We start from the raw sequence: 13,446 nt of genomic DNA on the forward strand, positions 1-13,446 counted from the left end.
GCGTCAGACCGGCCGACAGCCGCGCCTTCTTGGCGACCGGTGCCGCCGCGCGCCGCGCCTGCTGCCCGTCCAGCAGTGCCGCCGTACGCTCGGTGAGCACCGCGTCGGCCAACTGCCCGAAGGACGTGGCGGTCGCACCGTCCACCACACCCGTCTGCGCCGCACTCGCGGCAGAGGCGGGCAGTGCCACGGCCGTCAGCGCCACCGTCAGTGCCGCCCCGGCAGCGGATCTGAAGGTCATTGATTTCACGATGGTTTCCCCTCCGCATCCCGGGCCGGATCGACCCGGGGGGTCGGATACTTGCATATGCGCCGCCACTTTGGTGATTTTGTGTGCAGGATGCGAAGTGGTGTTCACGGGTTCTCCATCTACGGGATAATGCCCACTTTCACGGACTGGCCCGGTTCTTAGGCCGGCTCTGTGCGGCAGCCCGAGGAGCAGTCACTGTCCGGCGGCAATGTCAGCGACGGCAGCTGGCCCATGTCGCCCGACCAGGCCGCCCTGGGCCACCAGCCCTGGGCAACCCTCTGGGCTGAAGGCCACGGCGAGCACCCCGACACCGGCCACCGGGCGGCCGACCGTGGGGCAGCGAGCCACATCGCAGGACTCTCCGGATGGGGGCAGGGTAGGTGGTGAGCCGAGCCGTACACACGTCGGCGGTCACAGACGCGCCGCATGCTTCGGGAGGTGGCCGAATTGAGCACCGCTGGCCAGAAGGAATTCACCCGGTCCGGGCCGCACTTCTCCGACCGGATCACGGCCGACGGCCGGGACGGCTGGCCCGTCGAGGCCGGGCGCTACCGGTTGGTCGTCAGCCGGGCCTGCCCCTGGGCCAGCCGGGCGCTGGTCTCGCGGCGGCTGCTCGGCCTGGAACCGGTCCTTTCGCTGGCGATCGCGGACCCCATCCAGGACGAGCGGAGCTGGCGCTTCACGCTGGACTCGGGGGAGCGGGACCCGGTGCTGGGCATCGCGTACCTCAGCGAGGCGTACGACGCCCGCGAGCGGGAGTACCCGGGCGGCGTGAGCGTGCCCGCGATCGTCGACATTCCCAGCGGGAAGCTGGTCACCAACGACTACCAGCGCCTCACCCTCGACCTCGCCACCCAGTGGACCGCCCTGCATCGCGAGGGGGCGCCGGACCTCTACCCGGAGGGACACCGCGAGGAGATCGACGAGGTGATGGAGGCGGTCTACCGCGATGTGAACAACGGCGTCTACCGGGCCGGTTTCGCCCGGCACCAGCGCACGTACGACGACGCCTTCCGGCGGCTCTTCGACCGTCTGGACTGGCTGTCGGAGCGTCTGGCCACGCGGCGCTATCTGGTCGGCGACACCATCACCGAGGCCGACATCCGGCTGTTCACCACGCTGGTGCGCTTCGACGCGGTCTATCACGGCCACTTCAAGTGCAACCGGAACAAGCTGAGCGAGGACCGGGTGCTGTGGGGGTACGTACGCGACCTCTTCCAGACGCCCGGATTCGGGGACACGGTGGACTTCGACCACATCAAGCGCCACTACTACCAGGTCCACACCGACATCAACCCCCGGCGCATCGTCCCCCTCGGCCCCTGCCTCTCCGGCTGGTCGGCCCCGCACGGACGCGAGGAACTGGGCGGCCGCCCCTTCGGCGACGGTACCCCTCCCGGTCCGGTGCCACCCGGCGAGACGGTTCCGGAGGCCGGACGCGCCCGCTGACGGGCCCGCCGCCACAGCCTCGTATCAGGGGCGGCGTGGGTGGCGGGCCGACGCCGCGGCGGTGTCCGCCGCGGTCAGCCCGAAGACGAGGGCGGACGCGATACCGCCCGCGTAGGCGCGGTGCCACAGGCCGCCGGTGTCCGAACCGGCGGCGAGAAGCCCTGGCAGCGGCTCCCCGTTCTCCGCGAGGACCCGGGCCCGGTCGTCGATGCGCACGCCGTGGAACGGGAAGGTGATGGCCGGTACCGTCTCGATGACGTAGTACGGCGGTTCGTCCAGCGGCAGCGGGTCCAGCTCCCGGCCGGGGGTGGTGGCGAGCCCCGCCGAGGCGCGCTCGTTGAACCGCTTGACGCCATCGCGGACGGCGTCGCCCCGGTAACCCCACTCCTCGGGCAGATGGGCCAGTTCGTCGAGGTCTTCGGCCAGTCCCGCGCGGCCGCCCCGCTTGCTGGCCAGCGCGAACTTGTCGACGGCGACCGCGCCGTCGACGTACGAACCGGTGATCCAGTCGCGGAAGACCCGGGCATCGGCGACCAGCAGGCCCCGGCTCTCCGGCTGGTCCAGCAGCGCCATGGCGGTGAGGTGGTCGCCCAGCGTCTCGTCCGTGAACCGCTCGTCGCGCAGGTTGAACAGCAGCGCGTGCTCGCTGTAGTACAGCGACAGATCGACGAAGTCCACCGGGTCGGCGAAGGGGACGCCGCTCGGGATGAGGTGGCCGTAGAATCCGGCGTCCGCGTGGCCGGTGGCCGCGCCCACGCGGGTGGCCAGGCGGTAGCCACCGCCTCGGCTGTGGGGATTGGAGCGCAGCTCCATGCGGTCGCCGTGGGGGTGTACATGAGCGGCGCGGAGCGCGGGGTCGCCCTGGAACCCTCCGGTCGCGAGCAGCGTGGCGCGGGCGCCGACCTCCCTGACCGTGCCGTCGGATGACCTCAGCCGCGCTCCCACGACGGCGCCGTGGCCGGTCAGCAGGTGTTCGGTGTGGGTGGTGAGCAGGACCCGGCCACCGCCGTCGAGGATGAGCCGACGGCAGGTGTCGAGGTAGTGGTTGGTGTCGAATTGGTGTCCGCGGCCGAAGCTCAGGATGCGCTGTGCGTCCTTGACCTCCACCCCGGTGGAGCGGATCCATGACACACCCTCGTCGAACCGGCCCACGAGGGCGCGCTTGAGCGTGCGGTCTCCTCGTGGATTGTGCTGGTCCATGACCTCGTGGCTCGGAGCGGTCCACGCGTAACCGGCGAAACGCGCGGAGCCCCCGACGTCCTCGCTCGTTTCCACGACCACCACGGACAGACCACCGCGGACGGCGCGGGCACCGGCGGTCAGACCTGCCATGCCCGCCCCGATGATGAGCAGATCGACGACTTCGGTGTCCACGCGCTTCTCCTCTGCCCGGCACTGGTGTCCGCAGGTCCGCATCTCAGTAGAACCGAATCCAATTCACATCTCAAGACCGCTGCCTGGGTCTTGTTGCCTCCGCGGTCGGCGCGATAGGAGAGGTGAAGTCAGTTCAACAACGGTAGCGCGGGAGGTCGTCATGACGGATGAAGGCGCACACACGGGCCGGTTCGCGGGCAAGGCCGCCCTGGTGACGGGTGCGGGCTCGGGCATGGGGGCGGCGGTCGCCCGGCGGCTGGCGGCCGAAGGAGCCCGGGCCGTGGTCCTGGCCGACGTCGATGGCGCGAGCGCGGCGGCCGTCGCGCGGGACGTGCCGGTCGGCCAGGCGCTCACGGTCGACGTGGCGGACGCCGCGGCGGTCGACCACGCCGTGGACGACGCGGCGCGGCGGCACGGCGGGCTCGATCTCGTGGTGCACGCTGCCGGGGTCGACGATCCGCAGGCCAAGCAGCGCATCGCGGACGCCCTGGTGGAGGGCCGCGTACCCGAGGTGACCGACGCGCTCGACGACGCGGCCTGGCGGCGCGTCATGCGGATCAACCTCGACGGCACCTTCCACGTGCTGCGCGCCTCGGTGCGGGCCATGCGCCCGGCGAAGGCGGGGGCGATCGTCGTGATCGGCTCGTCGTCGGCCTTCGACACCCCGGCCGGTTACCCCCACTACGCCGCGTCCAAGGCGGGGGTGCACGCCCTGTGCCAGGCCGTGGCCAAGGAGGTCATCCCGTCCGGGATCCGGGTGAACGTGGTCGCGCCGGGGCCGACCGAGACGGGGATGGCCACGCGCACACCGGAGGTTCTGCGCACGGGGTTCGCCGATGCGCGGGTGCGGCCGTACGCGACCCCGGAGGAGATCGCCGACATCGCCCTGTTCCTGGCGAGCGACGCCGCGGCGAACCTGATCGGCGCGGTGCTGCTCGCCAACGGAGGCCGGTTCACCGCCTGAAGGTCATCGGTCCGGCCGAGGCTGCTCCTTGTGAATCGAACCAAATTCAGATCACCGCGCGTAGCCTCCCGTGCCACCTTCCGGTCCAGCCGAGAAATCCGTACCTAAGGCTAGCTGTACTGAGTTCAGTTCTGTAGCGTCCCGGGCGTCGGCAAGGCACGGATCCGTGCCATTCGGAAGGAGAGCCGGATCATGAGCACCACTGAGCAGCCCGCCCCGCCAGGGGCGGAGCCAACGCCCTACGATCCCCGCACGGTGCGCCGCGCGATGCTCGCCGGAAGCATCGGCACACTGATCGAATACTACGATTTCAGCATATATGGCTATCTCGCCGTGGCCATCGCCCCGCAGTTCTTCCCGAACGAGGATCCGACGGCCTCGACGCTGGCGGCGCTCGCGGTGCTCGCCACCGGCCTCGTGGTGCGGCCGCTCGGCGGTGTCTTCTTCGGGTGGCTCGGTGACCGGTTGGGCCGCCGCAAGGCGCTGGTCTCCTCTGTGCTGTGCATGGGCGTGGCCAGCAGCGTCACGGGGCTGCTGCCGACCTACAACCAGATCGGCGTGCTCGCCGCGGTGCTGCTCTTCCTCACCCGGCTGGTGCAGGGCATCTCCTCGGGCGGCGAGTCGGTCGGCGCCTACACCTACATCTACGAGTCGGCGCCGCCCCGGCGCAGGGCCTTCCTCGGCGCCGTCACACCCATCGGCTCCAACCTCGGGTTCATGTTCGCGGCCGCCACCGCCGGGGCGATCTCCGCCCTCACCACCCAGGACCAGATGGCCGACTGGGGGTGGCGGCTGCCCTTCCTGATGGCCGTACCCCTCACTCTGATCTGTCTGTGGGCCCGGCTGAGGATCGAGGACACCCCGGAATTCGAGGAGGCCGCGCGGCGCGCCGACATCCCCACCGCGCCGATCCGGGAGGTCCTGGCCACCCACCGCACCGCGCTGCTGCAGTCCATCGGCCTGGCCATGGCCCAGGGCGGCGCCATCTTCCTCGGGCTGACGTACATGGGCATCTACATGACCACGAACCTGGGCTACGACCCCACGCACGTGTTCTGGCTGACCGCGGGCGTCGTGCTCATCACCGTGCTGCTCATGGTGCCGGCGGGCAAGCTCGCCGCCCGGTTCGGCTGCCGCCGCGTCCTGCTCGGCGGGCTGCTGGGCTTCCTGGTGACGGCCTACCCCGCGATGTCGCTCATGGGGCGGCACAGCCTGGCCGTGGCGGGGCTCGCGTATCTGCTCTTCATGCTGAGCAGCGCGTTCGTGCAGGTCCCCGCGGCCAGCCTGTGGCCGCATCTGTTCGAACGCCGGGTCCGGTACACCGGGATGGCGATCGGGTACAACATCGGCACCGTCCTCGCGGGTGGCACGGCTCCCTACATCGCGGCGTGGCTGGTCCAGCGGACGGGGAACCTGCTCTCACCGGCGTTCTTCGTGATGGCCGTCTGCCTGATCGGGCTCGGCGCGCTGTCCACCGTCCGCAAGGATGTGTAAGGGCGTGGGAGGCGAAAGGGGCGGCGGCCGCGGGTCACGCACCGTCCTCGTCCGCCGCGTGGGCGTGGCCGACATGGCCGATGGTCTGGCCGCCGTCGACGGGGAACTCCCCGCCCGTGGTGTAGGAGGCGTCGTCGCTCGCGAGGAAGAGCACCATGCGGGTGACCTCGTCGGGCTCACCGATGCGGGCCACCGGCTGACGGGCGAACAGCGAGGGTGAGGCGCTCTCACCCATGGGCGTGCGGATGACGCCAGGATGCACGGAGTTGATACGTATCCCCGTGCCCGCCATGTCGAGCGCGGCGGCCTTGGTCATCCCACGCACCCCCCACTTGCTCGCCACGTAGCCGATGCCACCTGCGAACCCCATGAGGCCCGCCGCCGAGGAGACATTGACGACCGACCCCTGGCCTCGGGCGCGCATGCCGGGCAGGACGGTGTGCAGGCCGAGGAAGGCGCCCACCAGATTGACGTCGAGGATCTGGCGGAACTGCTCGGGCGACTGCTCTTCCACGCCGCCGAAGTGAATGATCCCGGCGTTGTTGACCAGGATGTCCACCGGGCCGAGGGTGTCCTCGACGGTGCGGACGACGGACTCCCACTGGGCCTCGTCGGTGACGTCGAGATGGCAGTACCGCGCCTGGGGGATCTCGCCCGCAAGGCTCTCTCCCTCGTCGTCCAGCAGGTCGCAGACGGCGACCCGGGCCCCCTCCGCGGCCAGCCCGCGGACATGCGCGGCGCCCATGCCCCGGGCCCCGCCGGTGACGATCGCGACCCTTCCTTCGAAGCGCATGCCGGGCTTCCTTTCCATGCCGATTCCCTCTCCGTATCGATCAGCCGGGTACGTATCGATCAGTCGGGCACGAGCACGGCCCGCCCCCGCACCCTGCCCCGGCGCAGCCGGTCGATGGCCTCCGGCGCGGCGGAGAGCGGGAACCGCTCCGTCTCGACGCGCAGTGCCCCCGAACGTGCCAGCGCGACCACCTCGGCGAGCTGGGGGCGAGGCCCCCAGAAGGGCAACGAGAGCCGGAAGCCGGGTGGGAGAACGCCCGGTTTGGTGACCGTCAGGCAGCCGCCTCCGCTGCCGACGACGGCGAGTTCGCCACCGGGCCGCAGGACGCCGGTGGCGAGTTCCAGTGTGTCCGCGGTGCCGACGAAGTCGAGCACCGCGTCCGCTCCCGCGCCCCCGCCGCGCGTCCTCAGTACCTGGGCGGTGTCCGGCCGCAGCAGGGTGCCGAAGTCCGCGCCGGACCGGTCCGCGAGGGCCAGGGCCTCCTCCCGGACGTCGACCGCCAGCACGCGGCACGCCGTGGTCGCGCGGAGGATCTGCACCGCCAGGTGGCCGAGCCCGCCGATGCCGATGACGACGGCGGTGGCGCCCTCCCCGAGCGCGTGCCGGAGCCCGGCCACCGCGTGGTACGAGGTCAGACCGGCGTCCGAGAGCGGGGCCGCGTGCTCGGCCGTGAGGCCATGGGCCGGTACGAGATGACGGGCGGACGGGACGAGCACGTACTCGGCCATTCCGCCGTCCCGGCCCAGGCCCGCGCCGTGCCAGGGGAGCGTGTCGCGCCGGTCGCAGTAGTTGTCCCAGCCCGCGGCGCAACGGCCACAGGCGCCGCAGCCCCATGGCCCGTAGAGCACCACGGGATCGTCCACCCCCACTCCGTCGGCGTCGGGCCCCAGGGCCGCCACCCGCCCGGCGACCTCATGGCCGAGCGTGAACGGCAGCCGGTAGGGGAGCGCCCCCGGGGCCGCGTCGATGACGTGCAGATCGGAGTGGCACAGCCCGGTGGCTTCCACCCGCACCAGGACCTGCGCGCCGTGGGGGACGGGTCGCTCGACATCGGCCGGTGCCGGGGGATCGCCCCACGCCGTCAGCCGCACTGCCCTCATCATCACCGTCCAAGTCGTGGCGGGCTGCGGCCGCCACGGTAACAGAGGTGAAGTGAGTTCAGTAGATGGCCAGCGAAGGGATCGGACGTACGGAGGTCTTGCTCGGGCGGGATTCCGTGCCTACGGTCGTGAATTGAGTTCAATTCTTAGATCTGATCCCGTCGTACGAGCACGATGGAGCCCCCATGCACCCTCGCCATCCCGAGATCGCCCCCCGGCTGCTGTCCGAAACGGACGAACAGCGGCAGCTGCGCACCGTCCTGCGGGACTTCTTCGCCGAGGCGAGCGGCCCCGAGGACCTCCGTAAACACCTGGCCACACCGCGCGGATACGACGAAACGCTCTGGGCGCGGCTCGCGGGCGAGATCGGGGTCCACGGCTTGGCCGTTCCCGAGGAGTACGGCGGGTCGGGCTTCACCTTCGCCGAGCTGGCGGTCGCCCTGGAGGAAGCCGGGCGGGCTCTGGCCTGTGCGCCGCTGCTGCCCACGGTGGTCCTGGCCGCGCATGCCCTGCTGTACGCCGGGGACCGCGCGGCATGCGAGCGCTATCTGCCTCGCATCGCCGACGGCGCGCTCACCGCGGCCGTGGCCGGGTTCGGCGAAGGGCCCGGTGAAGGGCCCGGTGAAGGGCTCGGTCAAGGGTTCGGCGACGAGGGGCCCGGGGTCACGGCCGATCGGGGGAGCGCCGGATGGGTGCTGCGCGGGCGGGCGGACTTCGTGCTCGACGGGGCCGGTGCGGACCTGGTCCTGGTCCGGGCCGGGACCTCCGCCGGGCCCCGGCTGTTCGCCTGCGAGCCGGACCCCGCGACTTGTCGCCGGACGCCGCGCCGCGTCCTGGACGAGACGCGGCGCCAGGCGCTGCTGGAGTTCCGGGGCGCGCCCGCCGTCCCGGTGGGCACGGTGGAGGACGCCGAGGCCACCGTATCGGCGACGCTGGACACCGGGCGGGCCGCGCTGGCGGCCGAACAGGTCGGCGGCAGCGGGCACGCCCTGGACGCCACGGTCGAATTCGTCGCCCAGCGCCACCAGTTCGGCCGGGCCATCGGTTCCTTCCAGGCCGTCAAGCACCGGCTGGCCGATGTGCTGGTCGCCCTGGAGGCGGCGCGCTCGGCGTCCGCGTACGCAACGGCCTGCGTCGCCGTGGCCCCGCCGCAGCTGCCGGTGGCCGCCTGTGCCGCCGCCGTGGTCTGCTCCGAGACCTTCCGGCTGGCCACGGCCGAGTACGTCCAGCTGCACGGCGGCATCGGCTTCACCTGGGAGCACCCGGCCCATCTGTACGTGCGCCGCTCCCGCGCCGGTGAGGTGCTTCTCGGCACGGCGGACCGGCACCGCACACGGCTCACCGGACTCATCCTTGAATCAGGTTCGATCTGATCTTCGCGTCGGATGTCTCGACCAAGGGGGTTGACAGCGCCGCTCCCGCCTTACAGAGTTGTAGTGAATTCAGTTCAGTTTAGAGGGGTGAGGGTATGACCGTGGAAGACGAGATCCAGTTCGAGCGTGACGGCCACATCGCCCGGGTGTGGCTCAACCGCCCCTGGAAGAAGAACTGCGTCACCGTGCCGATCCTGGACCGGCTCGACGAGATCATCACCGAGGTCGACGAGGACCCCGAGCTGCGGGTCCTGGTGGTCCGTGGCCGTGGCGGAACCTTCTGCTCGGGCTTCGACCTCGACAGCCTGAAGGCCGAGTACGTCGGCAAGTCGAACGCGATCGACGTGGCGGTGAAGTCCGCGAAGGTGTGCGACCGGCTCTACTCGATGAAGACCCCGTCGGTCGCGGTCCTGGAGGGCTACGTCACCGCCGGTGGCTTCGAGATCATGATCTCCTGCGACTTCGCCATCTCCGCCGACGACGCCAAGATCGGCGACTTCCATATCCGCCGCGCGCTGTTCGGCGGCGCGGGCCCGATCTACCGGGTGCCGCGCATGATCGGCATCCGCAAGACCAAGGAGCTGATGCTCACCGGCAAGCTCCTCTCCGGCGTCGAGGCGGCGGAGTTCGGGCTCATCAACCAGTCCGCACCGGCCGACGAGCTGGACGCGACCGTCGAGGACTTCATCGGGAACCTCACCGACAAGAGCCCCTTCACCATGTGGCTCACCAAGATGACGATCGACCGGAGCCTGGACGCCGACACCCAGTCGCTGATGGTGATGGAGCACCTCGCCGTGGGCGTTGCGCTCAACTCCGACGACGCGAACGAGGGCGTGTCGGCGTTCCTGGAGAAGCGTGAACCCAAGTGGCAGGGGCGCTGATCCTGATGGCCGCGGAACCGCGGAGTCCGGGCGCCGGGCTCCAGGGCTCACGCTGCTCCGGCTGCGCGGTGACCGCCTACCCCGCGGAGGGGACGTGCCCGCGCTGCGGGGGGCCCGCCGATCCGGTGGCCCTCCAGGGCACGGGCACGCTGTGGACCTGGACGGTGCAGCGGTACGCCCCCAAGTCGCCGCCTTACCAGCCCCCGCCCGGAGGCTTCGTGCCGTTCGCGCTCGGCTACGTCGAGCTGGCGGAGGGCGTGCGGGTGGCCGCCGTCCTCGATGTCGACGGCCTGGAGGACATCCGCATCGGCATGCCCCTGACCGTGACCGCGGGCCCCGGCGTCCCGAGGGCCAGGCCCACCGCTCGCGGCGAGGAGGCCCCATGAGTACCGACGTCCTGATCTGCGGCGCCGGGCGTACCCCGTTCGGCCGGTCCGAGGCGACCGGCAGACAACTGGCCGTGGACGCGGTGAACGCCGCGCTGGCGGACGCCGGAATCACGTGGTCGCGCGTGCGGGCCGCGTTCGGCGGCAGCGACAGCGCGGGCCTCGCCGACACCCTGGTGGCCCAACTCGGCCTGACCGGGCTGCCGTTCGTCAATGTCAAGAACGGCTGCGCCACCGGCGGCAGCGCGCTGATCTCCGCCGTCAACGCGATCCGCTCCGGTATGGCGGACGTCGTCCTCGCCGTCGGATTCGACAAGCACCCGCGCGGCGCCTTCGATCCGAGGCCCGAGGACTGGGGCCTGGGCGCGGAATACGGCAGCGACGGGCTGATGGTGACCACCCAGTTCTTCGGCATGAAGACTCAGCGCTATCTGTACGACCACCAGGTCACCCCGCGGACCCTCGCCCGGGTCGCCGAGAAGGCCTACCGCAACGGCGCCCTGACCCCCGGGGCCTGGCGGCGGAAGCCGCTGTCCGCCGAGGAGATTCTCGGCTCCGGCATGGTCAGCGACCCGCTGACCCGCTTCATGTTCTGCTCCCCCGGAGCGGGCGCGGCCGCGCTGGTCCTCTGCTCCCCGGAGGCCGCCCGCACCATGGACGGCTCGCCGGTCACCCTGCGCTCGGCGGCGCTGCGCACCCGGCGCTTCGGCTCGTTCGAAGTCTTCAGCCCGTCGATCCCCGCGGGCGAGCCGACCAGCGTCAGCCGCGACGCCTCGGCCGCGGCCTTCGAGCAGGCCGGGCTCGGCCCCCGCGACGTCGACGTCTGCCAGCTGCAGGACACCGAGAGCGGCGCCGAGGTCATGCACATGGCCGAGTGCGGGTTCTGCGAGGACGGCGAGCAGGAGCGGCTGGTCGCCTCCGGCGCCACCGGAATCGGCGGTGCGCTCCCGGTCAACACCGACGGCGGCTGCATCGCCAACGGCGAACCCATCGGCGCCTCGGGGCTGCGCCAAGTCTACGAAATCGTCCAGCAACTGCGCGGTCGAGCCGGTGAGCGGCAGGTCCCGGACCGGCCCCGCGTCGGCTTCACCCATGTGTACGGCGCCCCCGGAGTGAGCGCCTGCACGGTGCTGTCCCGCTGAAACGCTGAAACGTCCCGCAGAACGTCCCGCCGATCGGAGGTGGCAGAAGAGATGAGCGGCAACCCGGAACCCGAGGAGTTCCGCGCCCGCGCCCGGCAGTGGCTCGGCACCGTCGCCCGGCCCCGCGCCGCCGACGGGGAGTGGGGCAGTGGCTCCGACTCCGTCGCCGTGTTCGACAACTGGACCGAGGAGCAGGAGCGCGCACACACCGCCCGCGTCCAGGAGTGGGAACGCACCCGCTACGACCAGGGGTGGTCCGCGCTCACGTGGGAGGAGACATACGGGGGCCGGGGTCTGCCCGCGTACTACGAGCAGCTCTACCGCGCCGAGGAGGCGGCCTTCGACGTGCCGCACCGCCCCGAGATCTTCCCGGTGACCCAGGCGCTCGTCGCCCCCGCGATCGCCATCTGGGGCACCGAGGAGCAGAAGGAGCGCTGGCTGCGGCCCATGCTGCGCACCGACGAACTGGCCTGCCAGCTGTTCTCGGAGACCGAGGCCGGATCCGACCTCGCCGCGGTGCGCACCAGGGCGGTCCGCGAGGACGACACCTGGGTGCTGACCGGGCACAAGGTGTGGACCTCCGGAGCCCGCGTCGCCACCTGGGGCGTCGCCGTGTGCCGTACCGATCCGGAGGTGCGCAAACACGCCGGGATCACCGTCTTCCTGGTGCGCATGGACGCGCCCGGCGTCACCGTACGGCCCATCCGGCAGATGACCGGCGGCACCAGCTTCAACGAGGTCTACCTCGACGGCGTGCGCGTCCCCGACACCGACCGGCTCGGCCCCGTCGGCGAGGGCTGGCGGGTCACGCTCAGCGTGCTGGCCGCCGAGCGGCTCGACTCCGGCAGTCTCGGCCTCGACAACGCCGACCGGGCGCTCGACCTCGCCGCGCACCTGCCCCGACCCCTCACCGGCGGCGAACAGCAGCGCGCCGCCGACCTCCACATCCGCACCCTGGTCCAGCGGCTCATCGGACTGCGGGTCACCGCCGCTCTCGTCGCCGGACGCGAGCCCGGCGCGGAGGCCTCGGTCGGCAAGCTGTACGCCACCGAGACCATGCGCCGCACCAGCGACCTGGTGTCCGAACTGCTGGGGCCGAGCCTCGTGGCGGACACGGGGGAGTGGGGCACCTACGCGTGGACGGAACATCTGCTCGGCGCCCCCGGCTACAGCATCGCGGGCGGCACCGACGAGATCCAGCGCACCATCCTCGCCGAACGCGTCCTCGGCCTGCCCAAGGAGCCCGTCCGATGAGCACCACCACGCAAGCGCCGGAGCTGGCCGCCCGGGTCCGCCACCGGCTCGCCAGCGATCACCCGGGCGCGCCCATCGGCGAGCTGGCCGTACTGCCGGGCGGCCACTCGGGGCTGACGTACTCGGTCACGGCGGGGGACGCCCGGTACGTCGTCAAGGCGGTGCCGCCCGGGCAGCGGCCCGTCGGACGCAACGACGTCCTGCGCCAGGCCCGGGTGCTGCGCGCGCTGGACGGATCAGCGGTGCCGGTGCCGGGCGTCGTGGCCGTCGACGAAACCCAGCCCGCCTGGTTCGCGATGGACTTCGCGGCCGGGGAGGCCGTCGAACCGGTCCTCGACGAGCACGAGCTGCCCGCCGCGACGGCCCGCGCCCGGATGCTGGAGATCGTCTCCGTTCTGCGGCGGCTGCACACCACCGACGTACGGGCGCCTGGGCTCGGTGCGCCCGAACCCCTCGACGCCGCCGGTGAGCTGGAGCGGTGGAGCCGCACCCTGCACGCCGTTCCCACCGAACTGCGGCCCGGCGGGGAGGAGTTGCTGGCCCGCCTCGCCGACGGTGTGCCGCGCGCCCTCCCGCCGGTGCTGCTCCACGGGGACTTCCGGCTCGGCAATGTGCTGTGCGTGGACGAGCGCGCCGTGGCCGTCGTGGACTGGGAGATCTGGAGCGTCGGCGACCCGCGCATCGACCTCGGCTGGTTCCTGCTCTTCGCCGACCACCGCAACTTCCCCCGCCTGGGACACGTCGTGCCCGGCCTGCCCGGTGAGACCGACCTCCTGGACACCTACCGGGACGGCGGGCCCGCCCTGCCCGCGATGGACTGGTTCCGGGCGCTCGGCCGCATGAAGATGGCCGCGATCATGGGCCACAATCTGCGCCGCCACCGCGAGGGCAAGCACCACGACCCGGACCAGGAGCGCCTGCCGCCCACCATCGCCGCGATGATCCGCACGGCGCGCGACATCCTCGGCTGATCGCCCCATTGA

Annotated in this window: 12 protein-coding genes and 1 pseudogene; 9 read left to right on the forward strand and 4 right to left on the reverse strand. The window is 71.7% G+C overall.

Translation table 11 applies throughout. The features are described 5' to 3' along the window. Positions 1-241: pseudogene (locus ACZ6CL_RS39655) on the reverse strand (amidase domain-containing protein); the annotation flags it as partial. A 435-nt stretch (positions 242-676) separates the two neighbouring features. On the opposite strand from ACZ6CL_RS39655, the gene ACZ6CL_RS39660 reads away from it, so the two are divergent. Then, positions 677-1,699: a glutathione S-transferase family protein gene (locus tag ACZ6CL_RS39660; RefSeq protein ID WP_468945628.1), complete on the forward strand. Its 1,023-nt coding sequence runs from the start codon at positions 677-679 to the stop codon at positions 1,697-1,699. A gap of 24 nt (positions 1,700-1,723) precedes the next feature. Here the strand turns inward: ACZ6CL_RS39660 and ACZ6CL_RS39665 are convergent, their stop codons facing one another. Continuing rightward, entirely contained in the window at positions 1,724-3,073 is a 1,350-nt protein-coding gene (locus ACZ6CL_RS39665) for an FAD-dependent oxidoreductase (RefSeq protein ID WP_468945630.1), read from the reverse strand. Between the two features lie 160 nt (positions 3,074-3,233). On the opposite strand from ACZ6CL_RS39665, the gene ACZ6CL_RS39670 reads away from it, so the two are divergent. Both ACZ6CL_RS39670 and ACZ6CL_RS39675 read left to right on the forward strand, forming a co-directional pair. Further along, complete coding sequence (locus ACZ6CL_RS39670) at positions 3,234-4,037, forward strand: SDR family NAD(P)-dependent oxidoreductase (RefSeq protein WP_468945633.1); 804 nt, start codon at positions 3,234-3,236, stop codon at positions 4,035-4,037. Positions 4,038-4,229: 192 nt separating this feature from the next. Next, on the forward strand, positions 4,230-5,531 hold the full coding sequence (locus tag ACZ6CL_RS39675) for an MFS transporter (RefSeq protein ID WP_468945634.1): 1,302 nt from the start codon (positions 4,230-4,232) through the stop codon (positions 5,529-5,531). A 34-nt stretch (positions 5,532-5,565) separates the two neighbouring features. Here ACZ6CL_RS39675 and ACZ6CL_RS39680 read toward each other — a convergent pair whose 3' ends face one another. After that, entirely contained in the window at positions 5,566-6,324 is a 759-nt protein-coding gene (locus ACZ6CL_RS39680) for an SDR family oxidoreductase (protein WP_468945637.1), read from the reverse strand. 59 nt (positions 6,325-6,383) lie between these two features. Next, entirely contained in the window at positions 6,384-7,424 is a 1,041-nt protein-coding gene (locus ACZ6CL_RS39685) for an NAD(P)-dependent alcohol dehydrogenase (RefSeq protein ID WP_468945689.1), read from the reverse strand. Between the two features lie 185 nt (positions 7,425-7,609). Here ACZ6CL_RS39685 and ACZ6CL_RS39690 point away from each other — a divergent pair, with 185 nt between their 5' ends. The 6 genes from ACZ6CL_RS39690 (at position 7,610) to ACZ6CL_RS39715 (ending at position 13,434) form a co-directional block, all read left to right on the forward strand. Continuing rightward, on the forward strand, positions 7,610-8,797 hold the full coding sequence (locus tag ACZ6CL_RS39690) for an acyl-CoA dehydrogenase family protein (protein WP_468945638.1): 1,188 nt from the start codon (positions 7,610-7,612) through the stop codon (positions 8,795-8,797). 95 nt (positions 8,798-8,892) lie between these two features. Continuing rightward, positions 8,893-9,681: an enoyl-CoA hydratase/isomerase family protein gene (locus ACZ6CL_RS39695; protein WP_468945640.1), complete on the forward strand. Its 789-nt coding sequence runs from the start codon at positions 8,893-8,895 to the stop codon at positions 9,679-9,681. A gap of 5 nt (positions 9,682-9,686) precedes the next feature. Then, positions 9,687-10,067: a Zn-ribbon domain-containing OB-fold protein gene (locus ACZ6CL_RS39700; protein WP_468945643.1), complete on the forward strand. Its 381-nt coding sequence runs from the start codon at positions 9,687-9,689 to the stop codon at positions 10,065-10,067. Beyond that, positions 10,064-11,209, forward strand: a complete 1,146-nt coding sequence (locus ACZ6CL_RS39705; protein ID WP_468945645.1) for a thiolase family protein — start codon at positions 10,064-10,066, stop codon at positions 11,207-11,209. Before ACZ6CL_RS39700 ends, ACZ6CL_RS39705 begins: the two co-directional genes overlap by 4 nt. Before the next feature lie 51 nt (positions 11,210-11,260). Next, complete coding sequence (locus tag ACZ6CL_RS39710; RefSeq protein ID WP_468945648.1) at positions 11,261-12,463, forward strand: acyl-CoA dehydrogenase family protein; 1,203 nt, start codon at positions 11,261-11,263, stop codon at positions 12,461-12,463. Further along, positions 12,460-13,434 (forward strand): phosphotransferase family protein, encoded by a 975-nt coding sequence (locus ACZ6CL_RS39715; protein WP_468945649.1) that lies wholly within the window; start codon positions 12,460-12,462, stop codon positions 13,432-13,434. Before ACZ6CL_RS39710 ends, ACZ6CL_RS39715 begins: the two co-directional genes overlap by 4 nt. The last annotated feature ends 12 nt before the right edge of the window (positions 13,435-13,446 follow it).

The organism is Streptomyces sp. NPDC041200 (assembly GCF_055591805.1).